24 protein-coding genes are annotated in these 23820 nt (G+C 69.4%); 7 read left to right on the forward strand and 17 right to left on the reverse strand.

Features of this window, described 5'->3' with window-relative positions:
- The first annotated feature begins 20 nt into the window (after positions 1-20).
- From MEBOL_RS06185 to MEBOL_RS06195, 3 genes are all read left to right on the forward strand, one after another.
- Positions 21-236 (forward strand): hypothetical protein, encoded by a 216-nt coding sequence (locus MEBOL_RS06185; protein ID WP_095976538.1) that lies wholly within the window; start codon positions 21-23, stop codon positions 234-236.
- A gap of 135 nt (positions 237-371) precedes the next feature.
- Positions 372-575 carry a YtxH domain-containing protein gene (locus MEBOL_RS06190; protein WP_095976539.1) on the forward strand — a complete coding sequence of 68 codons (204 nt, stop codon included), beginning with the start codon at positions 372-374 and terminating at the stop codon, positions 573-575.
- A 59-nt stretch (positions 576-634) separates the two neighbouring features.
- Entirely contained in the window at positions 635-1366 is a 732-nt protein-coding gene (locus MEBOL_RS06195; RefSeq protein ID WP_095976540.1) for a hypothetical protein, read from the forward strand.
- A 15-nt stretch (positions 1367-1381) separates the two neighbouring features.
- Here the strand turns inward: MEBOL_RS06195 and MEBOL_RS06200 are convergent, their stop codons facing one another.
- Together MEBOL_RS06200 and MEBOL_RS06205 are read right to left on the reverse strand one after the other, a co-directional pair.
- Positions 1382-1903 carry an FxsA family protein gene (locus MEBOL_RS06200; RefSeq protein ID WP_095976541.1) on the reverse strand — a complete coding sequence of 174 codons (522 nt, stop codon included), beginning with the start codon at positions 1901-1903 and terminating at the stop codon, positions 1382-1384.
- 59 nt (positions 1904-1962) lie between these two features.
- Positions 1963-2511 carry a hypothetical protein gene (locus MEBOL_RS06205; RefSeq protein WP_095976542.1) on the reverse strand — a complete coding sequence of 183 codons (549 nt, stop codon included), beginning with the start codon at positions 2509-2511 and terminating at the stop codon, positions 1963-1965.
- Here MEBOL_RS06205 and MEBOL_RS06210 point away from each other — a divergent pair.
- The 3 genes from MEBOL_RS06210 to MEBOL_RS06220 are packed head-to-tail and all read left to right on the forward strand — an operon-like array spanning position 2510 to position 5464.
- Positions 2510-3802 carry a class I SAM-dependent rRNA methyltransferase gene (locus tag MEBOL_RS06210; protein ID WP_179956389.1) on the forward strand — a complete coding sequence of 431 codons (1293 nt, stop codon included), beginning with the start codon at positions 2510-2512 and terminating at the stop codon, positions 3800-3802. The two genes, MEBOL_RS06205 and MEBOL_RS06210, sit on opposite strands and share 2 nt — an antisense overlap.
- A gap of 13 nt (positions 3803-3815) precedes the next feature.
- On the forward strand, positions 3816-4322 hold the full coding sequence (locus MEBOL_RS06215) for a YkgJ family cysteine cluster protein (RefSeq protein WP_095976543.1): 507 nt from the start codon (positions 3816-3818) through the stop codon (positions 4320-4322).
- Complete coding sequence (locus MEBOL_RS06220) at positions 4319-5464, forward strand: glycerate kinase (protein WP_095976544.1); 1146 nt, start codon at positions 4319-4321, stop codon at positions 5462-5464. The genes MEBOL_RS06215 and MEBOL_RS06220 overlap by 4 nt, the downstream gene beginning before the upstream one ends.
- 9 nt (positions 5465-5473) lie before the next feature.
- On the opposite strand, the gene MEBOL_RS06225 is transcribed toward MEBOL_RS06220, so the two are convergent.
- The 11 genes from MEBOL_RS06225 to epmA form a co-directional block, all read right to left on the reverse strand.
- Positions 5474-5677, reverse strand: a complete 204-nt coding sequence (locus tag MEBOL_RS06225; RefSeq protein WP_095976545.1) for a class I lanthipeptide — start codon at positions 5675-5677, stop codon at positions 5474-5476.
- Positions 5678-6030: 353 nt separating this feature from the next.
- Positions 6031-6234 (reverse strand): class I lanthipeptide, encoded by a 204-nt coding sequence (locus MEBOL_RS06230; protein WP_157774793.1) that lies wholly within the window; start codon positions 6232-6234, stop codon positions 6031-6033.
- 170 nt (positions 6235-6404) lie between these two features.
- Positions 6405-7322: a hypothetical protein gene (locus MEBOL_RS06235; RefSeq protein WP_095976547.1), complete on the reverse strand. Its 918-nt coding sequence runs from the start codon at positions 7320-7322 to the stop codon at positions 6405-6407.
- Positions 7323-7324: 2 nt separating this feature from the next.
- Entirely contained in the window at positions 7325-9976 is a 2652-nt protein-coding gene (locus MEBOL_RS06240) for a TonB family protein (protein WP_245919507.1), read from the reverse strand.
- Positions 9977-10025: 49 nt separating this feature from the next.
- Entirely contained in the window at positions 10026-10832 is an 807-nt protein-coding gene (locus MEBOL_RS06245; RefSeq protein WP_095976549.1) for a methylase, read from the reverse strand.
- A 4-nt stretch (positions 10833-10836) separates the two neighbouring features.
- On the reverse strand, positions 10837-11553 hold the full coding sequence (locus MEBOL_RS06250) for an NUDIX hydrolase (RefSeq protein WP_245919508.1): 717 nt from the start codon (positions 11551-11553) through the stop codon (positions 10837-10839).
- Complete coding sequence (locus MEBOL_RS06255) at positions 11550-12521, reverse strand: cysteine hydrolase family protein (protein ID WP_095976550.1); 972 nt, start codon at positions 12519-12521, stop codon at positions 11550-11552. The genes MEBOL_RS06250 and MEBOL_RS06255 overlap by 4 nt, the downstream gene beginning before the upstream one ends.
- On the reverse strand, positions 12493-13947 hold the full coding sequence (locus tag MEBOL_RS06260) for a nicotinate phosphoribosyltransferase (RefSeq protein WP_095976551.1): 1455 nt from the start codon (positions 13945-13947) through the stop codon (positions 12493-12495). Before MEBOL_RS06260 ends, MEBOL_RS06255 begins: the two co-directional genes overlap by 29 nt.
- A 42-nt stretch (positions 13948-13989) precedes the next feature.
- Positions 13990-14811, reverse strand: a complete 822-nt coding sequence (locus tag MEBOL_RS06265; protein WP_095976552.1) for a YhfC family intramembrane metalloprotease — start codon at positions 14809-14811, stop codon at positions 13990-13992.
- A gap of 59 nt (positions 14812-14870) precedes the next feature.
- On the reverse strand, positions 14871-15536 hold the full coding sequence (locus MEBOL_RS06270) for an inorganic pyrophosphatase (RefSeq protein WP_095976553.1): 666 nt from the start codon (positions 15534-15536) through the stop codon (positions 14871-14873).
- Position 15537: 1 nt separating this feature from the next.
- A complete protein-coding gene (epmA, locus tag MEBOL_RS06275; protein WP_095976554.1) occupies positions 15538-16530 on the reverse strand; it encodes an EF-P lysine aminoacylase EpmA in 993 nt (330 codons plus the stop codon).
- Positions 16531-16680: 150 nt separating this feature from the next.
- On the opposite strand from epmA, the gene MEBOL_RS06280 reads away from it, so the two are divergent.
- Positions 16681-18249 (forward strand): chromosome segregation protein SMC, encoded by a 1569-nt coding sequence (locus MEBOL_RS06280; protein WP_425437600.1) that lies wholly within the window; start codon positions 16681-16683, stop codon positions 18247-18249.
- 71 nt (positions 18250-18320) lie between these two features.
- On the opposite strand, the gene MEBOL_RS06285 is transcribed toward MEBOL_RS06280, so the two are convergent.
- From MEBOL_RS06285 to MEBOL_RS06300, 4 genes are all read right to left on the reverse strand, one after another.
- Complete coding sequence (locus MEBOL_RS06285; protein WP_095976556.1) at positions 18321-19382, reverse strand: SPFH domain-containing protein; 1062 nt, start codon at positions 19380-19382, stop codon at positions 18321-18323.
- Between the two features lie 189 nt (positions 19383-19571).
- Positions 19572-20372 carry an ABC transporter permease subunit gene (locus tag MEBOL_RS06290; RefSeq protein ID WP_095976557.1) on the reverse strand — a complete coding sequence of 267 codons (801 nt, stop codon included), beginning with the start codon at positions 20370-20372 and terminating at the stop codon, positions 19572-19574.
- Between the two features lie 2 nt (positions 20373-20374).
- Complete coding sequence (locus tag MEBOL_RS06295) at positions 20375-21292, reverse strand: ABC transporter ATP-binding protein (RefSeq protein WP_095976558.1); 918 nt, start codon at positions 21290-21292, stop codon at positions 20375-20377.
- Positions 21289-23577 (reverse strand): ArnT family glycosyltransferase, encoded by a 2289-nt coding sequence (locus MEBOL_RS06300; RefSeq protein WP_095976559.1) that lies wholly within the window; start codon positions 23575-23577, stop codon positions 21289-21291. The genes MEBOL_RS06295 and MEBOL_RS06300 overlap by 4 nt, the downstream gene beginning before the upstream one ends.
- Positions 23578-23820: the final 243 nt, after the last annotated feature.

The following is a 23820-nucleotide window of genomic DNA, read 5'->3' on the forward strand; positions in this document are numbered from 1 at the left end:
TACCTGGACGGAGGTCGTACATGACGAAGGCCACGGACCAGGCATCGGGTGTTGTCGCGGGCACCTTGGATATCTCCACCCAGGGCGAGCAGGACGTCGCCCAACCCACCGACGCCGGAGCGGTGCTCGCCCGCCGCAAGCTGGCGGGAGCGCGGGGACAGAAGGCGGCCGCGCGGGCGAAGAAGCCCCAGGCCCGCCGCACCGCTTCCGCCAGCGGCTCGCGCCAGAAGCGCTGAGCCCCAGTGAACGGCGGATGTGTCGCCTCCTTCACGCTCCAGCAAGTTCTCCGTGCAAGCGCCCCGGTCACCCCTAGATTCCGCCGCCGTCTCACCCCGGCGCCACGCCGGGACATCACCCAAGGAGAACGCACCATGAAGAAGGCACTGCTGGCCGTGACGCTGGGCTCCCTGCTGGCTGGCGCCACGGGCTGCCACCGCAACACCCGTGAGAATGTCGAGGACAAGGCCGAGCGGGCCGGCGACAAGATCGAGGACGCCGCCGACGAGGCCAAGGACGACACCAAGGACGCCGTCGAGAGCGCCGGCGACAAGATCGAGGACGCGACCGACAAGTAGTCCCGCGCTCCAGACGCCGTGAACGGGGCGGAACGCGGGGCCCGTGGTAGACCCGGGCCATGCTCTCCGCCCTTTCCGTGCTCGCCCTGCTGCTCGCCGCGGACAAGACCCCGGCTCCGAAGGACCCACCGGCTCCGAAGGACACCTCGGTCCAGGTCACCGCGCTCGCCGTGGACGTGGACTTCGTCTGCCGCACCCGCAGCACCCAGAGCCTCGTGCTCACCCCCAAGGCCCATGGCCAGTTGCAGGTGCCCTCGGACTGTCCCGATGCCGGCGCCCACTGGCGGCTCACCGTTGACTGCACCCAGCCGGACAAGTGCTCGGGCATGCTGCGCACCCCCCAGGGCGCCATCGCGCGCGTGCTGGGCACCCAGAAGCAGCTCGAGCTCAGGCCCTTCGCCCAGGAGCACCCGCCCACCCTGGACTTCATGGCCCTGAACATCACCGGCCAGTACCCCGTGACGCTCAAGGCCTCCGAGGAACATCAACGGCCCGTGCAGTTGCTGCTGCAGCACCCCGCCGTCACGGGCGTGTACACGCTCTCCCCGGCGGAGCGCATCCCCGTGGTGTTCGAGCTCCAGGGCAAGCGCCTCGTCCTCAAGGCCCACGTCTCCTGGAACGACGAGGACCACGTGCACCTGCGGCTGCACGACACCGAGGACGTGCTCCTGTTCGAGGACACCCTCCGGCTGGAGGAAACCCGGGAGCTCGACTGCAAGCGCCTGCGGGGCATCTGCCAGGGCACGCTCAAGCTCTTCGTGCGCGAGAACCAACCCCTGCCCTACCACTGAGGCAACCCACGCAAGCTATCCCCGCTCGTCTCCCTCGGTGAACTCGGCATCCACCTCGCCCCGGTTCCCGCGCTCGATGCGCGGCCTCGGCGAGGCCCGAGGCGGCGCCACATCCGGCGTCCCGGGAAACGGCGAGGAGGTGGTGGAGAAGGAGACGACGCGCACCGAGCCCGAGGCGATGCGACGCTCGACGCCCCGGCGCACCCATCGGCCCACGAGCCGGCGCGTGGGGGGAAACAGCAGCACGAGTCCCAGGACATCGGACAGCACGCCGGGAATCACCAGCAACACGCCGCCCACGAGCACGAGCAACCCCCCGAGCAGGCCCTCCTCGGGCATCCGGCGCTGGGCGATGGCTTCACTCCAACGGCGCAGCACCCGCGTGCCTTCCTTCCGGGCCAGGGACGAGCCGATCAGCGCCGGGATGACCACCAGGGCGAGCACGAGCTCCCAGCCAGCGGCATGGCCGATGCGCCACAAGAGGTACAGCTCGGCGAAGGGCAGGAGCGCGAGCGTGAGGAAGAGGAGCTTGAACATCCCCCCAACCTAATGCCCGGCCGCCCTCCATGCCCGTACAAGCGGAGGGCTCAAGGCCCCTACCCGCCCGCGAGCTGGTCGCCCATCCAGTTGACCAGCAGGTACAGCAGGACGAAGAAGGCGACCACACCCAGCGCGAATTTCGTCGTCGGCTGGAATCCCTCGGTCTCGGTCGCGGCGGGCATCGGCATGGCCTCGGCCATGCCGAGCGTGTCGCTCGCGTAGCGCGCGGTGCGCAGATACTGCTCCGCCACGGCGTCCTCTTCCCGCTTGGACAGCTCCCGCCCGAGCTGGGGATCGAAGAAGCGCACCTCGGCCTCCGACGCCAGCGCCAGTCCCTTGGTGACCACCTCGCGCAGGAGGTCCGCCCGGTCCGAGAGGGGCACCCGCACCTCGGTGGCGATCCATTGGCCGCCCTCGCGAAGCGGGTGGACCTCCACCGCGCCGAAGTCGAGCTGCCAGAGGTGCCCACCTTCCGGCCGAGCCTTCGCCCCCCGGGCAACCAGGAGCGATTCCACCCGGGCACTGTCGAAGGGGGCACCCGGGGTCAATGATTGAAGGAGCAGGTCGTATCTCACGCCGGTTGGAGTATACGCCGCGAACGCCATGTCCAAGCCACCCCCCGCAGGCCCCCGCCCCGAACGCCGCTCCGGCCCACCCGCCGGGCACAAGCGCCCCTCGCACCGCCCCGAGAAGCCCGCCCCGGACCGCACCCACCCGGACATCGCCCCGGACGGCCTTCCCCAGGTGTCGCTCGTGCGCCGGGGCGTCGAGCGATGGCAGGCGGGCCACCCGTGGATCTACCGCGCCGACCTCAACGGGGACCCCGCCCTGCAGGGGGGTGAGGTGGTGCGCGTGGTGGACGGCCGGGGCTGGTTCCTCGGCAAGGCCTTCTACTCGAAGCTGTCCAAGATTTCCCTGCGCTGGCTGACCTACGACGACGTGCCGGTGGACACGGACTTCTTCCGCCAGCGCCTGGCCCTGGCCGATGCCATGCGCCAGCGCGCCCTGCCCGGAGAGAACACCTACCGCCTGGTGCACGGCGAGGCGGACCTGCTGCCGGGGCTCGTGGTGGACCGCTACGGGGACTGCCTGAGCGTGCAGTTCCTCATCCCCGGCACCGAGCAGCGCAAGCAGTTGCTCGTGGACCTGCTGGTGGAGCTGTTCAAGCCCCGGGCCATCGTCAACCGCTCGGACGTGGGCGTGCGCGCGCTGGAGGGGCTGACGCAGGAGAAGGGCGTGCTGTACGGCACCCTGCCCGGGCCCGTGGCGTATGACGAGGGCCTGGTGCGCGTGCGCGCGGACCTGCTCGAGGGCCAGAAGACGGGCTCGTTCCTGGACCAGCGCGAGAACCACGTGATGGCCTCGCAGTACGCCTTCGGCGAGGCGCTGGATTGCTTCTCGTACGTGGGCGGCTTCGCGCTGCAGCTCGCCACCCGGGCCCAGAAGGTCACCGCGGTGGAGATCTCCGACGCGGCGGCGGCCCAGCTGCGCGCGAACGCGGCGGCCAACAAGCTCACCAACGTGGACGTGGTGGTGGCCAACGCCTTCGACTACCTGCGCGACACGCTGGACGAGGGCAAGCGCTTCGACACCATCGTGTTGGACCCGCCCTCGTTCGCCAAGAACAAGGACGCCATCCCCGGAGCGCTGCGCGGCTACAAGGAGATCAACCTGCGCGCCATTCAGCTGCTGCGGCCGGGCGGCTACCTCATCTCCGCGAGCTGCACGTACCACATCGACGAGCAGGCCTTCGAGGACATGCTGGCCTCGGCGGCGGCGGACGCGAAGCGGCGGGTGCAGATCGTCGAGAAGCGAGGCGCGGGCAAGGATCACCCCGTGTTGTTGAACCTGCGCGAGACGCGCTACCTCAAGTGCTTCGTGCTCCGCGTGCTCTGACCAGGAGGACTCCATGCGCGGCCGGGACTGGGACGACGAGGACGAGGACGAGGCGGCGCCCTCCCCATCCGGGAATGCCCACGAGGAGGAGCGGGCCCTCAAGGAGCTGCGCACCGTCTACCAGCGGGCGGACACGGCCTACGCGCCCTTCTCGTGCCCGGCCAGTGGCGAGTGCTGCCAGCTCGCCACGACCCGGCGCCAACCCTGGCTGTGGTGGCCCGAGTGGCTGCTGCTCGCGCGCCGCCACCCCCTCCCCCCTCCTCGCGCGGATGGAGGCTGTCCCTACCTGGACGCCGCGGGCCGCCGCTGCACCGTGTACGCGGATCGTCCCTTTGGCTGCCGCACCTTCTTCTGTGACCGAATCCAGGGGCCGGCCCGTCAGCCCGCGGAGACGGTGAACGCCCTGCTCGTCCGCCTCGAGCGCCTGTCCGAGCGCCTGCTGCCGTCGTTGAAGGGCCCCCGACCCCTGCTGGACTGGCACGCGGAGGCCTTCGCCCGGAAGGGCAAGACACGCCCATGACGCGCTGGCTCGTGGCCCCCCAGGAGTTCAAGGGCACCCTCACCGCCACCGAGGCCGCCGCCGCCCTCGCCGACGGCCTGCGCCAGGGCGCGCCCGGCGTGGAGCTGGACGTGGCACCGCTCGCGGATGGGGGACCGGGCACCGTGGACGCGCTGCTCGCGGGTGTGGGCGGCGAGCGCGTGACACGCACCGTCACCGGTCCGCTCGGCCAGCCCGTGCGCGCCACCTATGGACTGCTGGACGCGGGGAACACGGCGGTCATCGAGATGGCGGCCGCCTCGGGCCTGTCCCTGCTCGCACCGGACGCACGGGATGCCCGGCGCGCCTCCACTCATGGCACCGGCGAGCTGATTCGTGACGCGCTGGAGCGAGGGTGCCGCCGGATCATCCTCGGACTGGGCGGCAGCGCCACCACCGATGGGGGCACCGGTGCCCTCTCGGCGCTCGGCTGGAGATTCCTCGACGCCCAGGGCGCGCCCCTGCCCCCCGGCGGCGCCGCGTTGAAACGGCTCGCGCGGGTGGAGTCGGGCTCCCGCCATCCCGGGCTGGACTCGGTGGAATTCCAGGTGGCCACGGATGTCACCGCGCCCCTGCTGGGCCCCAACGGAGCCGCCCACCTCTTCGGGCCCCAGAAGGGCGCGGACGCGGCGGCCGTGGACGAGCTGGAAGCCGCCCTGGCGCACTTCGCCGGGCGCCTCGACAGTGGACTTGCCCAGACACCGGGGGCGGGAGCGGCGGGAGGCTTCGGCTACGGACTGGTGGCCCTGACGCGGGGAAGGCTCATCTCCGGGTACGCGCTCGTGGCACGCACGCTGCGGCTGGCCGAACGGCTCACCTCGGTGGAGGCCGTCCTCACGGGCGAGGGCCGCTTCGATCGACAGACAGCCTTGGGCAAGGGACCCGGCGCCCTGGCGAAGGAGGCGCACGCGCTCGGCAAGCACACGGTGATGTTCGCGGGGCGCGTCGCGCCCGACGCGGAGTCGGAAGGATCTCCTTTCGACGAGGTGGTGGAGGTCTCCACCCGCGCGCCGTCCGGACTCCCGCCCGCGGAAGCCTTGCGGCATGCCGCGGGTGAATGGGCCTCCGCCCCCCAGGGTGACAACCCCAGGAGACGAAGCGCTCACGTCCAAAGACAGACGTGATTGAAGCGGTTACCCGCCGTTGTCGTTGTCACAGGCGCCGGCCAGGACCGAGCAGATGACGGAGTCGCCGCAGATGATCAGGATCGAGAAGATGCAGATGACGCCGGCCGAATCACCGTTACCACCCGCCGCCTTGCTCAGATCGTCCTCGGACAGGTTGCGAAGGGTCTCCTTGTTGAGGCGGAGCTTCTGCTGAACCTTGGTGTTCTTCATGGATCTATCCGTCCTTCTGAGCCGTCGGGAGTGGCGGCGAAAAAGACAGTACAAGATGGCTAGCAATCCCTTCCATCGCCCACCAGGGCGGTGGATTGTATGATTCCGACAAACCAACCAGACAGCATTCGGGCATGACAAAGAAGCACGAATGACAACGCGCCACGGCCCGGTTTCCCGAGAGGCTGACTCGGGAACGGACACGCGGCGGCGATGAGAGGGAATGACGGCCTCGGACCAGTTGGAGCAGCGGGCGGGCGCGTCGGATAGGGCCCGCCAGTCCTGCTCCACTGACGGATTCCTCACGCCAAGGAGCCGGCTCGGAGGGAAGACGGGGGTCTTCCGCGCCGGGACTACCCGCCGTTGTCGTTGTTACAGGAGCCGGCCAGGACCGAGCACACGATGGAGTCGCCGCAGATGATCAGGATCGAGAAGATGCAGATGACACCGGCGGAGTCACCGTTACCTCCCGCCGCCTTGCTCAAGTCGTCCTCGGACAAGTTGCGCAGGGTCTCCTTGTTGAGGCGGAGCTTCGACTGCTTCGTGTCGTTCTTCATGGGCCCATCCATCCTTTCGTGCCGCCAGGGGTAGCGACGAAAAAGACAGTACAAGATGGGCTGGAAATCCCTCCATTACCCTCAAGGGAGGTGAAATGTGGATTCCCGGAACACCCTCACAAAGGCTGTTGGATGAAAGGCATTGTCCTCCATCCAACCGTCCTCGCGGCTCACGGCGTGTAGCGCACCGAACGGGTCACCCACGTCAAGCCGCCTCGCCCATCGCGCACCACCACCCAGAAGAGAACATCCTGGGGCTCGGTGGCGGAGCTCGGGGGCCGCCACTCCACGCGGTGCCGCTCCTCCCCGCCTCCCAGGTCCGAGCCACCCGTCTGGCCCGGAGAGAAGGAGCCCAGCGTGCCGTAATAGGACAGCTCCCACGACTCGCGCAGCTGCACGGGCTTGAACTCGAACGAGGGCACCACGTAGCTCTCCTGGCGCTCGGAGAAGTCCATCGCCTCCACCCGGAAGGGGCCGGGCCCGGACAGCTCGCGCGGCACGCCCTCCTCCCACGGCTCGCCCTCCAGGAGCAGGCCCGTCAGTTCCGGTTGCACGTTGACCGCCATGCCCGGCACCAGGGGGCAGTTGTAGACCATCAGCTTGCGCGCGTAGATGCGCTCGCCGCCCCCCGAGACCTCGAGCACCACCGGCAGCCGGATACCGCCCAGCCCCTGGTAGGTGTCCTCCTCGAGCACCCGCTGCGCGAGGAGCGTGCCGTCCTCCAGCTGGGCCACGCCCGGCCCCGGCGCCAGGTTCACGACCAGCTCCCCGCCCCGGGTCACGCCACGCGCCAGCTCCACCCGGTCCTCCTCGCAGAGGTCATCGCGCGACGAGGAACAAGCATAGAGGACGTAGTCCAGGTCGCGGCCCTCTCCGGCGGGGTCCGGGAGGAGCGCGGTGAGCCGCACCGGACGCGCGAGCGTGGGAAGGAGCGCGGAGGGATCCGGGGAGCAGACATCGGCGAAGAGCTCGGGAGGATCGAACCGCATCGCGAGCACACGCAGGTCCTTCACGTTCGAGGGCGTGTCCTCGGGACCCACACACGCGGCGCAGAACAGCAATCCCAGGAGGGCGGGCAGGTGGCGCATGATCAGAAGCTCCCCTTGACGCCGATGACCGGGAGGATCGGGATGCCGGGCACCTCGAACATCTCGCGGTATCGGTAGTCGTAGAAGGTCGCCTCCACGTTGGAGGCGTTGTAGACGTTCTGCACGTCGATATAGGCGGTGAGCGTCCAACGCTCGAAGAGCCAGTTCTTGTCCAGCCGCACATCCAATTGATGGAAGGGTTTGAAGCGGGTGGAGTCGGTGGGCCCGTAGGTGCCGTAGTAGCGGTTGCGGTCCGAGTCGTAGCGGTCGAACGTGTGCTGCAACGGCGTGGTGGGACGGCCGGTCACGTAGCGCATGCGCGCACCCAACTCCAGACCATACGGCAGCCGGTAGCTGGCCACCGCCGTGAGGATGTGCGTCTGATCATACGTGGTCAGCCGGTAGGGATCCCCTCCCGCGCGCCGCTGCTCGGAGCGGTTGAGCGTATAGGCCAGCCAGCCAAAGAAATTGCGCGTCACGGCATGGCGCAGCAACACCTCCAGACCATACGCGCGGCCAAGCCCCCGGTTGGAGTACTGGTAGCGCGTGATGGTGCCATCCACGTTCGTGACGTTGTCGCCCGGCGAGACGACCAGGTCATAGCGCCGGTTGAAATAACCGGAGACGTCCACGCTGATGGCGTCGGTGATCTGACGCTCCACGCCCACGCTCGACTGGAAGGCGCGCTCGTACGAGAGATGGGGATTGCCGAGCGGCGCGGGCTCCAGGTTGAAGGCGTCCGGCGGCTGGCTGTAGAGACCCAGACTGCCCTTGAGGGACATCTTCTCCGAGAGCACCCACCGCGCCCACAACCGGGGATCGTAGGCGAAGCGCGTCTGGCCGTAGATGCGCGAGTAGGTGGCGCGCAAGCCGGGCGTCAACGTCACCGGCCCCGCCTTGAGATCCACCTCCGCGAAGAGCGCGCCGTCGAAGGTGTTCGCCGTCCGCTTGATGTACTGCACCTCCGCCTGGGGCTCGGCGCCCGGGTAGGACGGGTACTGGACGCCGCCGAGCGTGGGCAGGCTGCCCTCTCCCACCAGGTGCTCGAAGCGCACGTCCGCGCCCGCGCGCGCGACGAGCCAGGGCTGGAGCTCCAGGGACAGGTCCTCGCGCACTCCGAGCGACCAGATGCTCGCGTCGAGCTTCGACTCGCCGAAGCCGAAGCTGCCCAGGTCGTAGCCCATATAGGGGGTGAGGACGGAGGTGAGGTTGCCGTGACGGTAGGTCCAGTCTCCCTTGAGGCGATGGAAGAGCGTGCGCGCGTCCACGGTGACGTCGCGGTTGCGCCCACCGCCCGTGGCCACCACGTTGAGCAGGTCATCCGAGCCGAAGGCCATCACGTATCCGGAATGGCGGCCCGGTCCGGTCTCCCCCCGCTTCGCGCCGAAGTCCATGCGCACCTGGTAGTCCCAGTAGCGCGGGAGCACGAGCAGCGAACCGCCCTCGGGATCCTCGGGAAGCACGAGCGGCAGGAGCACGTCCACGTACGAGCGCCGCGCGGCTCCGGCGATGGAGACGCCGTCCGCGACGGGTGCCTCGAGGAAGAAGCCCGAGTCCAGCAGGTCCACCTTCACCGAGCCGTGCAGCGTGTCGGACGCGCCCTTGCGGGTGGCCACGTCCACGATGCCGCCCACCGCCCGGCCGTAGCGCGAGCCGAAGCCGCCCGGGAAGAAGTCAATCCGGTCGATGAACTCGGAGTTGAGCACCGAGGGTCCACCGCCCAGGTGGTAGAGGATGGGCACCTCCACGCCATCGAAGAAGGTGAGCGTCTGGTCCGGTGCCGCGCCGCGCACGATGAGCTGGCCGGAGATGAAGGGCGCGCGCGCCACGCCCGGCAGGTTCTGCAGCACGCGGATGGGGTCTCCGAAGCTGCCCGGCACCTTCTGCAGTTCCTGGCGCTCCAGGGTGCGGCGCACCACTTCCTTCTTCTCGCGAGCGCCCCGCACCACCGTCTCGAAGCCGGGTGCCTTGGGCATCAGGTAGAAGATGACTTCCGTCGTCTCCGAGGGGGCCAGCGTCTCCTTCGTGGTGAAGAGGTGATAGTCGCCCGCCACCACGCGCACATCACAGACGCCGGGCGCCACCCGCAGCGTGAAGCGGCCTTCCGCGTCGCTCGTCGCCTCGGGCGCTTCCGGATCGTCGCCACAGCGCACCGTGGCGCCCTCCACGCGCGTGCGGCTGCCGCGCTCCAACAACTGGCCGGTGAGGGTGGACTGGGGGGGCGGCGGAGGGGGCGCGGACTCCTCCACCGGGGGCGCCTGGAGGACGAAGTTGTAGACGTACTGGAGTTGGATGGGGGCCGGCACGCCATCCACCTCGGCCGGGGAGAACTGGAACTGCTTCACCGCCGCGAGCGCCGCCTCGTCGAAGCCCTCGCCCACGGGCCGGGTGACCTGGGCGTCGGACACCGCGCCCTGCGCGTCCAGGGTGATGAGCATCTCCACCGAGGCCGTCTTGCCCGCGGCGGCGGCCTCGGGCGGATAGACGGCCTCCACGAAGCGCACGAGCTCGGGAGGTTTCGTCAGCACCGGAGTATGGACGCCCGCGTCCACCTCCTCGCGGCGCGCGCCGTCGTAGGCCTGGGCCCGGACGTGAGACGCGAAGAGCAGGAGGACGGCGAGCAGCGACCAGGGAGCGAAGCGGAGGGAGGTCACGGTGGGGCGCATTTAAGCCATGAGTCGCCCCGCCAAAGAACAGGAAGTCTTAAAGGAAGACCCCGCCGGTGGGCCGCCAGAGCAGACAGCCGTGGGTGAGCAACCACGGGTCCGTCATGACGCCCTCCACCCGCTCGGCCAGTCCCAGGACGGAATGGTGGAAGGCCTCTGGCGGCTCCAGGTGTCCGGCCGCGCGCGCGGCGTTCCAGGCCTCCATCCAATGCGCGAAGAAGGCATGGATGGGCTCTCCGGGCTTCACGCGGCGGCGGAAGTCCCGGGGCAACCAGTCGCGGAAGAGCACGGGCGCGAAGCCCCGGCTGAAATCGGTGTGGAACAGCAGCGCCTCGCGCACGAGCCCCGTCCCCCCCCGCCGCAGCAGGTGCGACACCCCCACCGCCCCGGACGTGTCCGTGCTCCCCTCCACGAGCAGCCCTCCCTCCAGCAGCGAGCCCCCCAGCGTGTGGTGGATGCCGGCGACGTCCTCGGGGCGGTAGCCGCGCAAGAGGTTCATGGCGCGAATGAGCCGGACCGTTTCTCCGGGACGCAAGGGGAGCGCGAAGCCGCCCTCTCGGAAATCGGTGAGCGCGTCGGCATGCTCCTGGGCGGACGCCACCCGGGCGGGCTCCAGCTCCACGCCCACTACGGGAAGGGAGGGATTCACCTCCCGGAAGGCCTGAGCGCTCTCGAGCGTGGTCCAGGGGTGCTCGCCAAAACCCACGTCCACGAAGGCGGCCCGCGCCCAGTCGCCTTCCCGACGGGTGAGCAGCTCACGTTCCGCGTGGAGGAGGTACGCATCGAGCGCCTGGAGGCGTCCGTGAGCAGTCCTTCCGCGCGTGCGCCGGTCCAGGGAAGTCATGGGCTCAGGAGGCACGAAAGCGGTAGAGCGCCGCGGGCTTGGAGGCCGTGCGCCGCACGCCCGGAGCGGGCTCCAGGACACCGTCCTCGACGAGCCGCTTCACCTTGCGGCGGAAGTTGCCGGGATCCTGCGGCTCGCCCTTCACCGCGGAGAACACCGTGCGCAGCTCCGGAATGGTGAAGCGCTCCGGCACGAGCGAGAATGCCAACGCGGAGGTGTCCAGCTTCTCGCGCATGCGCGCCAGGGCCACCTGGAGGATGTGCCCATGGTCGAAGGCGAGCGAGTGCCCGTCCAGCTCCGCCACCGGCTCCCAGCGCGTCTCCGCCGCGTCTCCGCCCGCCCGGACCCGCAGCGCCAGCTCCGGCCGCACCAGTGCGTAGTACGCCACGGAGAGCACGCGCATGCGCGGATCCCTCCCCGGCCGGCCGAACGTGGCGAACTGCTCCAGCAGCACGTCCTCGGACGCCAGGCCCGTCTCCTCCTGGAGCTCGCGCGCCGCCGCCAGGTCCAGGTCCTCGCCCTGGTCCTCCTGGCCATCACCCACGCGCAGGAAACCACCCGGCAGCGCCAGACGGCCCTCGAACGGGGATTCGCCCCGGCGGATGAGCAGCACGTGAAGCGCCCCCTCCACCAGCGTCAGGATGACCAGGTCCACCGCCACCGCCGGGCGCGCGTACGGCGCCAGGCTCTGGCGGGCCCGCAGGACGTCGGGAGACCTCACCCGTCGATCGGGTCGGTGGTCCGGACCACCTTCATGCCCGCCTCCTGAAGCAACCGGATGCCCTCCTGGGCCACGCGCGGGAAGTCCAATCCCGGCGGCAGGGGATCCAACGGAGGCGCGGGCACGGGGCTCATCGCGTCCTCCAGGATGTGGATGCGGCCCATCCTCGACGGATCCGTCTCCTCGATGCGCTTCTTGAGGTCCATCAACGTCGACAGCACGCAGTGGGACTTCGCCTGGCCGAACACGTAGACCCGGTCGAACGTCATCAGGTGCTCGAAGAGCGCCTGGTCGAACTGGCCCACCTTGCGGCCGGACACCTCCATCACCTCGGGGGAGAACACCGAGTAGTTCTCCGTCAGCGCCTCCTCGCCCTTCTGCACGATGTGCGTGGGCGTGTCGCGCGCCACGGCGTGGAAGAGACCCGCCTCCATCATCGCGGGCAGCAGCGCGTGGCTCAGTCCGCCGAGCAGCGCGTGGAAGGGCCAGACCGTGAGCACGTAACGGCCGGTGGACTCCAGGCGCTCGCAGTAGGCGACGCTGTCCTCGTGGAACCGCGTGGCGCGCCACTTGCCCGCGCGCAGGTCCGCCACGGTGATGGGCGTGAGCGGCGGGGGCGGCCGGCCTTCCGCGTCCCGCCACCACGCGGGGTGGAAGACCTGGAAGACGCGGTGGGTGTCCAGGGAGAACACCAGCCCGGTGATGCGATTCAAGTTCGCGTACAACCAGCGCAGCGTGCGCTGGGAGTCCTCCACCGCGCCGGGGACGAAGAGGCTCGCCTCCGGGTGGCAGAAGGCCACCTGGGTGTCGATGCCGAACGCGGCGATGCGCAGGCGGTCCTCCCGCGCGGGACGCACCTGGTGCTCCACCGCGTAGCGGCGGGCCTCGTCCGTCACCCGCGCGGCGCGCTCGAGGAAGAGCTCGCCGACGCGGGACTCGTCATGGAACGCGGGAAGGGGCAGCGGCATGGACTCCTCCGGGAAAGTGACGCTGGCGCAGTCCGTCCACCAGCGCCTGGGTGGCCGCCGTGTACGCGACGCGCGGCGCCGTCTCGGTGCTGGGAGGCGTGGTGTCCGAGGACGCGCCGGTGAGCAGCACATACCCCTCGGGAGTGGCCTCGCCGTGCTGACCCACGAGCCCGATGGGCCCCGAGCCGCTCACCCGGCGGAACACCACCGGCGAGCCCGGAATGCTCTGCTTGCCCTCGGCCAGCTCGTTGCCGAACTTCATCGTCGGCACATGGCCCGTGCACGCCAGCTTGTACACCGCCGCCACGCGGTCGCGCGTGAAGGGGCACGCCATGGTGCGCGCCACGATGAAGCCCCCGTAGCCGTAGAACTGCTGCGAGGGCGCCCAGCCGAACTGGGTGCGCAGCGCCTCGAACTCCCGCGTGGCCTGGGCGTCCAGTCCGTCCTCCAGGATGAGCACCGGCTTGATGCCCTCTTCCTTCGCCCGCGACACCGCCAGCGTGTACTGCTTCTTCTTGTCGCCGGAGTCGAAGCGGATGGAGTCTCCCGCGTTCGGCTCCTCGTGGATGATGCGGAAGGCCGTGGGCAGGCCCGAGGCCAGGGTGTCGTAGGTGTCCAGCAGGAAGCTGGAGCGCTCCGGCCGCCGCTCGCGGATGGCCCGGAAGGCCGCCTCGTCCTCCCCGTAGCGCTGCACATGCTCGTGGCCCATGGTGCCCACGGGAATCATCCCCAGCTTCTTCGCCAGGTGCACGTTGCTCGTGCGCGTGACGCCCGCCTCCTGGCAGGCGCGCAAGGCGATCTCGTGCTGCTGCATGCAGGTGGCCGCGCGCAGCCCCACCTCGAAGATGCGGCTCGCGTCGCCCACCACCGCCACCAGGTCCTTCACCACCGCCAGCACCCGGTCGTGGTAGCCCTCCGCGTCCACCCGGATGGGCACCGGCTTCGCGCCCACCGAGTCCAGCGTCTCCAGGGCGATGCGCTTCTCCTCCTCGCACGACACCACGGCGAGCGCCTTCTCCAACAACTCCCGGTCCAGCAGCGCGGCCGTGGCCACCTGGATGCGGAAGTTGAGCTGCAACAGCAGGGGCTCCAGCCACGACACCAGCGCCGAGGAGCCCGTCAGCGTGAACACGGGCTCGCGCGGGTAGAAGCGCGCGCCTCGCGGCAGGGCCCGGATGACGAGATGTTGCTTCTGGATGGCCGCCTTGAAGCCCGCGCCCATCTCGTAGCTGTTCTTCGCCAGGTAGGAGTAGTCACTCTCGGTGGGCTCGGGGAGGAGCGAGCGCACGAAGGACTCGATGTCCAACGGCACCACCTGCTGCCCCCCCTTGCGGTGCGAGTAGTAGAACGTCTCCCGGCGCAACGGCCAGCCGGCCTCGGCCATGCTGAACTTGTAGCCGTCCGTCGCGAGCAGCGGACTTCCCATGGATGTGCCTCCTGGGAGGCAATCTAGCGGGCGGGGAAAGAGTCAGCAATACTCTTTCTCCGGGCCCGGTGGAGAGCCCGAGTCGGAAGCATCCCCCTCTCGCAGCCGCAGCGTGAACCCCACCGCCACGAGGGCGAACACCGTCAGGACTCCCTCCGCCGCCACGTTGCCCACGGAGCGCGCCACCAGGACGGTGAGCAGATTCGCCAGGGAGTGGAAACCCACGGCCGCCCAGTACCACCGGCGCTGCGAGCGCAGGAAGCACTGGAGGACGAGCACGGTCATCCCGACTTGAAGCGCCATCGCGCCCACGCGCTCGTACGCCCCCAGCAGGGGCTCCCACCAGCGCATCGCGGCCACCTGCTCCTTCGCGGCGCGGATCTGCTCGAGCTGCTCGGGTGGAAGCGACAGCGAGGACAGGTCCATCCGCGTCAGGACCACCACGTTGACCAGGCCGATGGCGGCCAATCCGCCCACCAGGACGGCCGACTCCAGGCCGCCATGCCCCAGCCCGAACCCCACGGCGTCCCGCCAGCGTCGGAACGCCTTGAGCGGGTATTTGAAGGCGATCCACCGCGCCGTCTCCTCGAACAGGCCCGCCGTCAGGGACAGGACCACGAACCACAGGGAGAGCAGGGGCGTGGACTCCTTGAGGACGTCGCGCAGGAGGTACTGCACGGCCTGCACCGCGGGCACGCGGGTCAGGAGTTGAGACAGGGTGAAGGCCAGGGCCCCGATGCCCACCGTCTTCCAGGCGAAGCCCAGCCTCCGCCGCGCCACGAGCACCAGGACGACGGGCAACAACACATCGAAGGCAATGGCGAAAACAAAGCTGGCGATCAACCGCGCGTCGAGTCCTGACATCACGTTCTCTCCCCCCCCCAGAACACGGACGCCCCCGGGGCGGGGACACCCCGTGAGGATTAGCGCTTGCCGCGGCGGGACTTGCTCGTGGCGCCCTGGCCGTACACGCGCTGGTAGTCCTTCATGCTGCGCACGATGACCTCGTGGGCCTCGGAGCGATCGTACATCTCGACGATCTCCACGGCGCGCTTGGCCTGACTGGGAATCTGCTTGTAGGTCAGGAAGTAGTGCTTGAGCCGCTCCACCAGCGCGGTGGGCAACTGCGCCACGTGCTGGAAGGCGCCGTACACCAGGTCCGACTCCAGCACGGCGATGATCTTGTCGTCGGCCTCGTTGCCATCGATCATGCGGAAGCCGCCCACCGGCACCGCGCGCACCAGCAGCGCGCCCGTGGGGATGACCTTCTCCGTCAGCACGCAGATGTCGAGCGGATCCCCATCGCCCTTGATGTCCTTGATGCCGGTGCGCTCGGCGCAGCGCTTCGCCACCAGCTCGTCACAGAAGGTCTGGGGGATGAAGCCGTAGAGCGTGGGGCACTGGCTGGAGAAGCGCTGGGGCCGATCCAACCGGAGGATGCCCGCCTCCTTGTCCAGCTCGTACTTCACCGTGTCCGTGGGGACGATCTCCACATAGGTGGTCACGGTCTCGGGGGCTTCCTCGCCCGGGGAAATGCCATGCCACGGGTGGGCCTGGAAGTTGTGGGTCTGCGGCTTCTTGGTGGCCATGTCACTCACCTACGAATTCGTGCGCCGGGAAGAGGAGCACGTCCGAGATGGACTCCACGCCCAGCAGCAGCATCAGGATGCGATCGAGCCCCACGGCGATTCCCGCCGAGGGCGGCATCCGACCTACCGCGTCAAGGAAGCGCTCGTCCAGTGGATAGACGGCCCGGCCCGCATCGCGACGAAACCGTTGCTCCTCCACCAGACGGGCGCGCTGTTCCACCGGATCCGTCAGCTCGGAGAAGCCGTTGGCCAGCTCCAGCCCCCGCGCGTAGAGCTCCGTGCGCTCGGCCACCGAGGGCTCGCCGGGCTTGAGCCGCGCCAGGGCGGCCATGGAGGCGGGGTACTCCGTCAGGAAGGTGGGGCGCTCCATCCCCAGGCCCCGCTCCACCTTCTGGAGGAACAGGTGGAAGAAGACGTCGTCGAAGAGCGTGGCGTCTCCGGTGCGCACCCCGGCCGCCTCCGCCGCCCGCTTGAGGGAAGGCCCGTCCGGACAGGCGCGCAGGTCCACCCCGGTGGCGCGCAGCACGGCGTCGCGCACCGACAGCCGCTCGTAGGGCGTCCGGGAGAAGAAACCATCCCCGCCCACGGCCCGGTCCGCCTCGGCGAGCGCCCCTTCCAGGTCGGCCATGATGGCGTGGTAGTCCGCGTGGGGCCGGTAGAACTCCAGCATCGTGAACTCGGGGTTGTGCGTGGGCGACACCTCCCCGTTGCGGAAGACCTTGCAGATTTGAAACAGGGGCCCGGACCCCTCCGCGAGCAGCCGCTTCATGGCGTACTCGGGGCTGGTGTGCAGGTAGAGCGGGCGGCGCCGCCCCACGTCCGTCTCGGGGAGGAAGGGGGCCTCGAAGGGCGTGATGTGGGGCTCCATCCCGGGTGTCGGGACGAGCAGGGGCGTGTCCACCTCCAAGTAGTCACGCTGGGTGAAAAAGCGGCGGAGGGCCGAGTAGAGCGTCTGCCGGGCGGTGGCGGAGCGCCACTGGACTGGATTGGGCATAAGCGGCGCGGAAGTTACATTGCGCGTCCCATGCGCCCAAGGCTTCCCGCACTCGTCCTCGGTTTCGGTCTCGGTCTGCTCGGCGGGTGCGCCACCCCCGCCAAGCCCCCCCCTCCCCCCCCCACGGAAGAGCAAAAGCTCGCGGAGGAGGTGGCCCGCAGCTCCGCCGAGGCCCAGACCCTGCTCCAGGCACAGGATCTCCTGGTGTGGAGCTACTGGGCGGAAGGAGCGCGGGCGGACATGGCCTCCACGTATGCCGGGCGGGAAGGACTCTTCAGCCTCGACGCCATCCGGAAGATCGAGCGGCTGCGCCAGCTCGGCACGGAGCCCCGGGAGATACGAGCCCTCACCGCGCTCCAGTCCCACTTCGCGGGCGAGTACCTGTCCCAGCAACTGGCCGAGGTGAACGACGCCCTGGCCAACCTGGAGGCCTCGCTGACCTTCCAGGTGGACGGGCATGAGGTGCGCTGGCACGAGCTGGAGCGGCTGCTGGCCAATGAGCGCAGCGCGCCCAAGCGCAAGGCGCTCTACACGGCGGCGACCCCCGCGCTGGAGCGGCTCACGCCCCTCATCCGCAAGCGGGAGGAGCGCACCGAGGCGCTGGTGCGCGAGCTGGGCTACGCCTCCTACGAGGCCTTTGGCGGCGAGCTGCGGCAGGCGGACCTGGGCCGGTTGGGGCTGCTCGCCGAGGAAGTGCTCCAGGCCACGGAGGCGCCCTACAAGGTGGTGATGGAGCGGCTGTCGCAGCGGGAGCTGGGACTGCCCTACTCGGGCCTGACGCGGGCGGATCTGCCGCGGCTGTTCCGCGGGCGGGACGTGGAGGGCATGTTCCTCAAGGGAGAGGGGCTGGTGCGCGCGCACGGCACGCTGGCGGGGATGGACATCGACCTGGGCGAAATGAAGAACGTGACCATCGATGCCCGGAGCGACGTGAAGCGCAAGAACCCGCGCCCGTTGACGCTGGGCATCCGGGTGCCCGAGGACGTGCGGCTGTCGGTCAAGCCCATGGGAGGAGCACTGGAGCAGGTGCGGCTGCTGCACGAGTTCGGCCATGCGCTGCACTACGCGTTCACGAAGGAGCCGCGCTTCGAGCTGGCCAAGCTGGGCAACCCCACCGTCACCGAGACCTACGCGGCCCTCTTCGAGGATCTGATGGATGATCCGGTGTGGCTGGAGGAGCACGCGGGGCTCAAGGACAAGGAGCGCAGCGAGTACCTGGCGGCGGCGAGCGCGCACAAGCTGTTCCTCATCCGCCGCGCGGCGGGACGGCTGCTGTACGAACTCGCGCTGCACCGGCAGCGCGGCACGGACGCGCGAGCGCTGTACAAGGCGATGATCGAGCGCGTGGACGAGCTGCCCGCGACGGACGATGACGTGGCGCGCTACCTGGTGGACCAGGAGGACTTCTTCCAGTCCGCGGACAACTTCCGGGCGTGGTTCCTCGGGGGCCAGTTGCAGGGGCAGTTGAAGGCGCGCTTCGGCCCGGCGTGGTGGCACAACTCGGAGGCGGGAGCGTTCCTCAAGGGGCTGTGGGCCCAGGGCAACGCGATCTCCGCGCGGGAGCTGGCCCAGGCGCTGGGGGACGATGGCATCGTACCGGACGTGCTGCTGTTGCGGCTGGGCACCACGCTGGACGTGCCCATCAAGCTGGGAGGCCACGACGAGCCGCCGCCCGCCAACCCCACCCCAGCGACCCCACCGGAGCCCAGCACCCCATGAAGCCAAAAGGCCCCCATTCCGCGAGGAATGGAGGCCTTGGACATGGGCCCCGAAGCCGGGGCCCATGCGGACTACAGCAGCTTCATCAGCTCGGCGCGCTTGGCGTTGTACTCCTCGTCGGAGAGCACGCCCGCGTCCTTGAGTTCCTTGATCTCCTTGAGGCGCTGCGCCGGGCTGCGCGTGTCGGCCGGGGCCGCCGCCTGCTGCGGAGGAGGCTGCTGGAACTGCCCGGGCTGCCCACCGCCGTGGTGCTGCTGGTTGTTGGCGAACGCCTGGGCCATGCCGAAGCCCATGCCCATCCCCATGCCCTGCAGCGCGCCATCCGAGCCGCCACCGCCCTTGGCCATGCCCTCGGACGCGCCCAGCATCGCCTGGCCCTGCGCGTACTGCTGGAAGCCGCCCGCCAGACGCGAGTACGCCACGTCCTTCGACAGCTTCTTGAGCGTGGCCTCGTCCTCCTCCTTGATGCTGATGTGGAAGTTGCCCATCCGCACCACGGTCAGGCCGTAGTTGTCCACGTGGGGCTTGAGCCCGGAGATGACCTCCGTCTCGATCTCCTCCGTGTACGCACCGCTCGTGACATCCAGCAGCGGCCAGCGCTTCTTCACCAGCAGCTCGGCGATGCGATCCCGCGTCACCTTGAGCACCTGGTTCTTGAACCAGCCCACGAAGTCCGCGTTGGTCGTGCGGCCCATGCCCACCAGGCCCACCACCAGCTTCTCCGGCTCCGTCACGCGGATGGAAAAGTCACCGTAGACCATCGTCCCGATGCCCAGGCCCGTCTCCGGGTCGCGCACGTCACCGATGGGTCCGCCGAACTTCACGCCCGTGATCTCGCGCGTGGTGACGAAGAAGACCTCGGTGATGAAGAGGTTGCCGCCGGTGAAGCCCTCGATCAGCCGGCCCAGGAAGGGGATGTTCTTGCTGTCCAGCTGGTGCCGACCCGGCCCCAGCTTGCCCTCCACCTTCCCGTCCTTCACGAAGAGGGCGACCTCGTCGGCATCGACGGTGAGCTGGGTGAGCATCCGGATGTTCTTTTCCGGATACTTGTAGACAATCTCGCCCTTCGCCTCGTCGGCCCGCGCGATGAAGTTGCGCTGCGACTCGTCCTTGATCGTACCGAAGAATCCCATCGTGCTTTCGTCGCCTCCAAGAGACCGCGTCGACCACCGGGAGCCCACGCCGCCTTTACCTCCAACGGATAGCGCCCGGACCTATTGCATGCCCGACGAACGCACCGCTCCCGGCCTGTCCCCCGACCATGCCAGAAGGACCGCGTCCTTGGCCAGTCAACCCGGCGAGCCCTCGTCCGCCCCCTGACCTCAACCCCAACGGCTCAAGAGCCGCTCCCGGTCCAGCAGGCGGACACTCGCCCACAGCAGCCCCAGGTCCAGCAGCAGCACCACGACGCCCTGCGACGCGTAATAGGCCGGCCCGGCCTTGAGAAATCCCGCGATCTGCCCCGCCACCAGCCCCACGATCGGCAGCACCACCAGGGCGGCGAGCTGTTGGGCGGTCCGGGCCTCGGCCACCCGCGCGGAAATAAGCACCGCTACCCCATTGCCGAAGAAAGCGAAGAGCGGGGCCAGCACGAGCACCCCGAAGAGCCACAGCGCGTTGGGCATCAGCAGCCCCTGGCCCAGCGGCCAGCCCACCACGTCCACGCCGACGCACAAGAGCACGAAGGCCACCCAGGAGATGAGCACCGCGGGCACCAGTGACGCCAGGCTCTTGCCGGCCACCAGCTCCATCGCCGTCACCGGAGAGGCCAGCAGGGGCTCCAGGGTGCGCCGCTCGCGCTCTCCCGCCACGCTCTGCGAGGAGATGAGGATGGGCACGAACACCGGCATCAACAGGAACATGCCGAACCAGTCCATCAACGTGCGCTCCACCAGGAAGCGCCCCGCGTTGAAGTCCCGGGGCAGCGACGGGTCGTAAAAGAGCGCGATGACACGCAGGTTGGTGTCGGTCGGGTCGCGCACGTACGTCCAGACGACGATGACCGGGACGACCACCAACACCAGGGGCAGCGCCGCCATGGCGAGCAGCAGCGAGGGGTTCTTGCGCAGGTCCAGGAAGTCCTTCCAGAAGACGGCCAGCGCGCGCCGGGGATGGAACGACATGGCTACTCCCGCCCTTCCCGGATGAGTTCCAGGTAGACCTCCTCGAGCGGGCGCAGGGCCGGAATGGCGCTGCGCACGCGGGCTCCCGCGCCCACCAGACAGGCCACCACGTCGGGCGCCTGGGTCTCGTCCGTCAGCATCACCCGCAGGCGCCCGCCCTCGGCGAGCGCGGGAGGAGCGAACGGCAGCACCGCCAGCGCCTCCACGAAACGCGCCGCGTCTCCCTCCACCTGAACCTCCAGCGAGCTGCCCGTGCGCCGCAACTCCTGGAGCGGGGCCAGCGCCAGCAGCCGCCCCTTCACCACCGCCACGCGCGTGCACAGCCGCTCCACCTCGGTCAGGTTGTGCGAGCACAGCACGAGGGTGCGCCCCTCCGCCGCCAGCTCCGCCACCGCGTCGCGCACCGTGCGCGCGGACTCGGGATCCAACCCGCTCGTGGGCTCGTCCAGGAAGAGCACCTGGGGCTCGTGCACCAGCGTGCGCACGATGGCCAGCTTCTGCCGCATGCCCTTGGAAAAGCTCCCGCAGGGCTCGTCCTCGCGGCCACCGAGACCGAACCGCTCCAGCCAGGCCTGGGCCCGGGGCCAGGCCTCGCGCTCATCCAGCTCGTGCAGCTTCATGAAGAAGCGCAGGTTGTCCCGGGCACTCAGCCGCTCGTAGAGCCCCGGCTGTTCGGTGAGCAGGCCCACGGTGCGGCGCAGGGACTCGCCGTCCGTGCGCACCGAGTGGCCCCAGACATGCGCCTCGCCCTCGGAGGGCTGGAGCAGCCCCGTGAGCATGCGCACCGTGGTCGTCTTCCCGGCACCGTTGGGCCCGAGCAGGCCGAACACCTCGCCAGGATGAACGTCGAAGGTCAGACCCTGTACCGCGGTGCGCGCGCCAAAGCGCTTGGCGAGCCCCCGCACGGAGATGCCGCTCAATCGATGGTCACCAGGACGAACTTGTTGTTGATGTCGCGGTCGATGACCGTGACCGTCTTGTCGGTGCCCGCGTTCTGGCGCAGCAGGCCCAGCCGGTTGTGCTCCACGAGCGCCCACTCGCGGCCGGGCTGCTCCACGAAGGGCTTGAGCTTGGGCGTTTCGCGGATCTGCTTCACGGTGTTGCGCGAGTAGAACGTCTCGCCGCGCCAGTTCATCAGATAGGCGGCGATGGGCTCGTCCGGCTTGCGCTGGGCGTAGTAGCGCCAGAACAGGTCGCGCTGCGTCCAGTGGTGCGACAGGTCCACCCAATGGCCCCAGTTGAACCAGAGCGCGAAGCCCGCCGCGAGCGCCCAGAAGACGCCGTAGAGCATCACCCGCATCCGCGAGAGCGCGGCTACCGCGGCCACGCCTCCCGCCACGGTGAAGGTGAAGCCGAGGAGCATCTTCACGTTGACCGGCTCGGACAGGGACTTGAGGAGCGAGTCACTGGCGAGCGAGCCCCGCAGGCCGCGAATGAGGCAGCCCACCCCGAGCACCAGCAGGAGGGAGGCGAGGGTCCACAATCCCGTGCGCGACTCCGCGTCCGCGCGCCAGGCCTGCCACGCCATCCAGACCCCCACGAGTCCCACGGCCACGCCCACCCCCGGCGTGGCGGGCAGCGTCCCAGGCGCGACGAGCGGCACGACGAAGGCCACGCCCAGCGCCAGGCACAACAGGGCCATCGCACGGGAGGCATGCGAGCTGCCCGCCTTGGCCGGGAACACGCCCAGCGCCAGGTAGGCGCCCACGACGAGCAGCAGCACCGCCAGCAGATCCCCCATCCACAACGGACGGGAGGAGAACATGGCGATGGGCTTGGTGACGAGATCGGCCGGATAGGGCCGGTCATAGTTGTAGACGAAGAGGTCGGTGAAGTCCTTGGGGTTGCCGGCCAGGTCGTGGCCCACGAGCAGGAAGAGCACGAACCCGAAGACGAGGCTCATGGTGTGGGCCTCGAGGCCCTCCTCCCACAGCCGGTCCACGAAGAGGGCGATGAGGATGGCGAGCCCCGGCAGCACCGGGAAGACGTAGTGGTGGAACTTGGTGGCCGAGGAGGCCAGCAGGGTGAAGGAGAAGGCCACCCAGAGCGCGGCGATGAGCGCCAGATGATCGGCCTTGTCCGGCGAGCGCGGGCGCAGCCGGGTCACGAGCGCGAAGGCCCCGGGGATCAACGCCACCCAGGGGAAGATGGCGAAGCCTCCCTGCTCGATGAAGTACACGAAGGTGCCACCCGGCGTGGTCGTGTGCACGCCCGCGCTCAGGCGATTGAGGTGGTCGTGGATGAAGAAGCGGTACCAGAAGAGCTTGCCCTCGTCGTCCACGCCATCGAAGAGGCACAGCACGAGGTACCAGGGCACCGCCACCGCCGCGAACACGAGGATGCCCGTGCCCAGCTTCATCTTGTACAGCTGCGCCCACACCCCGGGCATGGGCCGCTTGCCCTCGCGCACCTCGGCGCGCACACCGGGCTCCAGCAGCCAGCGCAGGTGCGCGTTGATGCTCGCGGCGTCATAGGGGACGACGGCGAAGAGGGCGTAGAGCAGGAGGATGATGGCCGGCAGACCCACGCCCAGCAGCCCCTTGGCCAGCGTGGACAGGCCCAGGAAGACATAGAAGGCGTACCACCACGCGGCGCGGTGGCGGGTCGTGTCGTCCAACTGGCCGATGAGCGCGCACGCCATGGCGCACACCAGCGTGGTGACGAAGGGCGTGTCCGTCACCGTCTGGCGGGTGAGCAGGAAGTAGAGCGGCATGGTGGCCAGCACGAAGCCGGTGGCCAGGCCCGCGCGCAGGCTCACCACCCGGGCCACCGCCAGCGACAGCAGCGACACCGCGGCGATGCTCAGCAGCGCGAAGGGCAGCCGCATGCCCCACTCCGTGTAGAGCCCCAGCGCGCCCTCGGTGCGCGTCGCCCCCACCACCTGCATGCCCAACGCCTGCATCCACATGGTGAGCGGCGGCTTGGAGAAGAACCAGGCGTTCTCCCAGAAGGGGAACACGTAGTCCCGGCGTTGGATCATCTCCCGGCCCACTTCCCCGTAGTGCGTCTCCCAGGGATCCCACAGGCCCACCGCGCCCAGGTAGGGCACGAAGAGCAGCGCCGCGAAGGCGGCCGTCGCCAGGGCCACGCGCAGGGTCGGATCCAGCGCCATCCACCGCTTCGCCCAGGGCTCCTGATCAATGCCCTTGCCGAGAACGGCCTCGGTGAAGGTCCGCGGCACCTGCCGCACTCCGTTGCTCTCCACGGGGAAGTCGCCTCCGTCCGCCTCTGCCCGGACACCGGATCCGGGTCGCGGCCTTATACCCCCGCCCCCTACCTGGGTCGACCTCCGCCCGAGGCGACGTCTGACGTGAGGGCCGTGCAGGGAGCGGTGGAGGGGCGCGGCCACCTGTCCGATGGACAACGCTTCTGTCAAGGGTCTTGCTACGGCAAAAGCCCTGTTGTTTAGGGCAGATACCCTCCTTGAGGTGCCCGGGGGCGTTCTGCT

The organism is Melittangium boletus DSM 14713, from assembly GCF_002305855.1.
Lineage (GTDB): Bacteria > Myxococcota > Myxococcia > Myxococcales > Myxococcaceae > Cystobacter > Cystobacter boletus.

Excerpts from the sequence above, each read along its gene's own strand:
- MEBOL_RS06190 (WP_095976539.1), top strand. The coding sequence starts at position 372 with ATGAAGAAGGCACTGCTGGCCGTGACGCTGGGCTCCCTGCTGGCTGGC.
- MEBOL_RS06230 (WP_157774793.1), bottom strand. The coding sequence starts at position 6,234 with ATGAAGAACGACACGAAGCAGTCGAAGCTCCGCCTCAACAAGGAGACC.
- MEBOL_RS06200 (WP_095976541.1), bottom strand. The coding sequence starts at position 1,903 with ATGTTCAAGCTCCTCTTCCTCACGCTCGCGCTCCTGCCCTTCGCCGAG.
- MEBOL_RS06195 (WP_095976540.1), top strand. The coding sequence starts at position 635 with ATGCTCTCCGCCCTTTCCGTGCTCGCCCTGCTGCTCGCCGCGGACAAG.
- MEBOL_RS06290 (WP_095976557.1), bottom strand. The coding sequence starts at position 20,372 with ATGTCGTTCCATCCCCGGCGCGCGCTGGCCGTCTTCTGGAAGGACTTC.
- MEBOL_RS06285 (WP_095976556.1), bottom strand. The coding sequence starts at position 19,382 with ATGGGATTCTTCGGTACGATCAAGGACGAGTCGCAGCGCAACTTCATC.
- MEBOL_RS06255 (WP_095976550.1), bottom strand. The coding sequence starts at position 12,521 with ATGCCGCTGCCCCTTCCCGCGTTCCATGACGAGTCCCGCGTCGGCGAG.
- MEBOL_RS06215 (WP_095976543.1), top strand. The coding sequence starts at position 3,816 with ATGCGCGGCCGGGACTGGGACGACGAGGACGAGGACGAGGCGGCGCCC.
- MEBOL_RS06210 (WP_179956389.1), top strand. The coding sequence starts at position 2,510 with ATGTCCAAGCCACCCCCCGCAGGCCCCCGCCCCGAACGCCGCTCCGGC.
- MEBOL_RS06245 (WP_095976549.1), bottom strand. The coding sequence starts at position 10,832 with ATGACTTCCCTGGACCGGCGCACGCGCGGAAGGACTGCTCACGGACGC.
- MEBOL_RS06265 (WP_095976552.1), bottom strand. The coding sequence starts at position 14,811 with ATGTCAGGACTCGACGCGCGGTTGATCGCCAGCTTTGTTTTCGCCATT.
- MEBOL_RS06185 (WP_095976538.1), top strand. The coding sequence starts at position 21 with ATGACGAAGGCCACGGACCAGGCATCGGGTGTTGTCGCGGGCACCTTG.
- MEBOL_RS06235 (WP_095976547.1), bottom strand. The coding sequence starts at position 7,322 with ATGCGCCACCTGCCCGCCCTCCTGGGATTGCTGTTCTGCGCCGCGTGT.
- MEBOL_RS06260 (WP_095976551.1), bottom strand. The coding sequence starts at position 13,947 with ATGGGAAGTCCGCTGCTCGCGACGGACGGCTACAAGTTCAGCATGGCC.
- MEBOL_RS06220 (WP_095976544.1), top strand. The coding sequence starts at position 4,319 with ATGACGCGCTGGCTCGTGGCCCCCCAGGAGTTCAAGGGCACCCTCACC.
- MEBOL_RS06225 (WP_095976545.1), bottom strand. The coding sequence starts at position 5,677 with ATGAAGAACACCAAGGTTCAGCAGAAGCTCCGCCTCAACAAGGAGACC.
- MEBOL_RS06205 (WP_095976542.1), bottom strand. The coding sequence starts at position 2,511 with ATGGCGTTCGCGGCGTATACTCCAACCGGCGTGAGATACGACCTGCTC.
- MEBOL_RS06270 (WP_095976553.1), bottom strand. The coding sequence starts at position 15,536 with ATGGCCACCAAGAAGCCGCAGACCCACAACTTCCAGGCCCACCCGTGG.
- epmA (WP_095976554.1), bottom strand. The coding sequence starts at position 16,530 with ATGCCCAATCCAGTCCAGTGGCGCTCCGCCACCGCCCGGCAGACGCTC.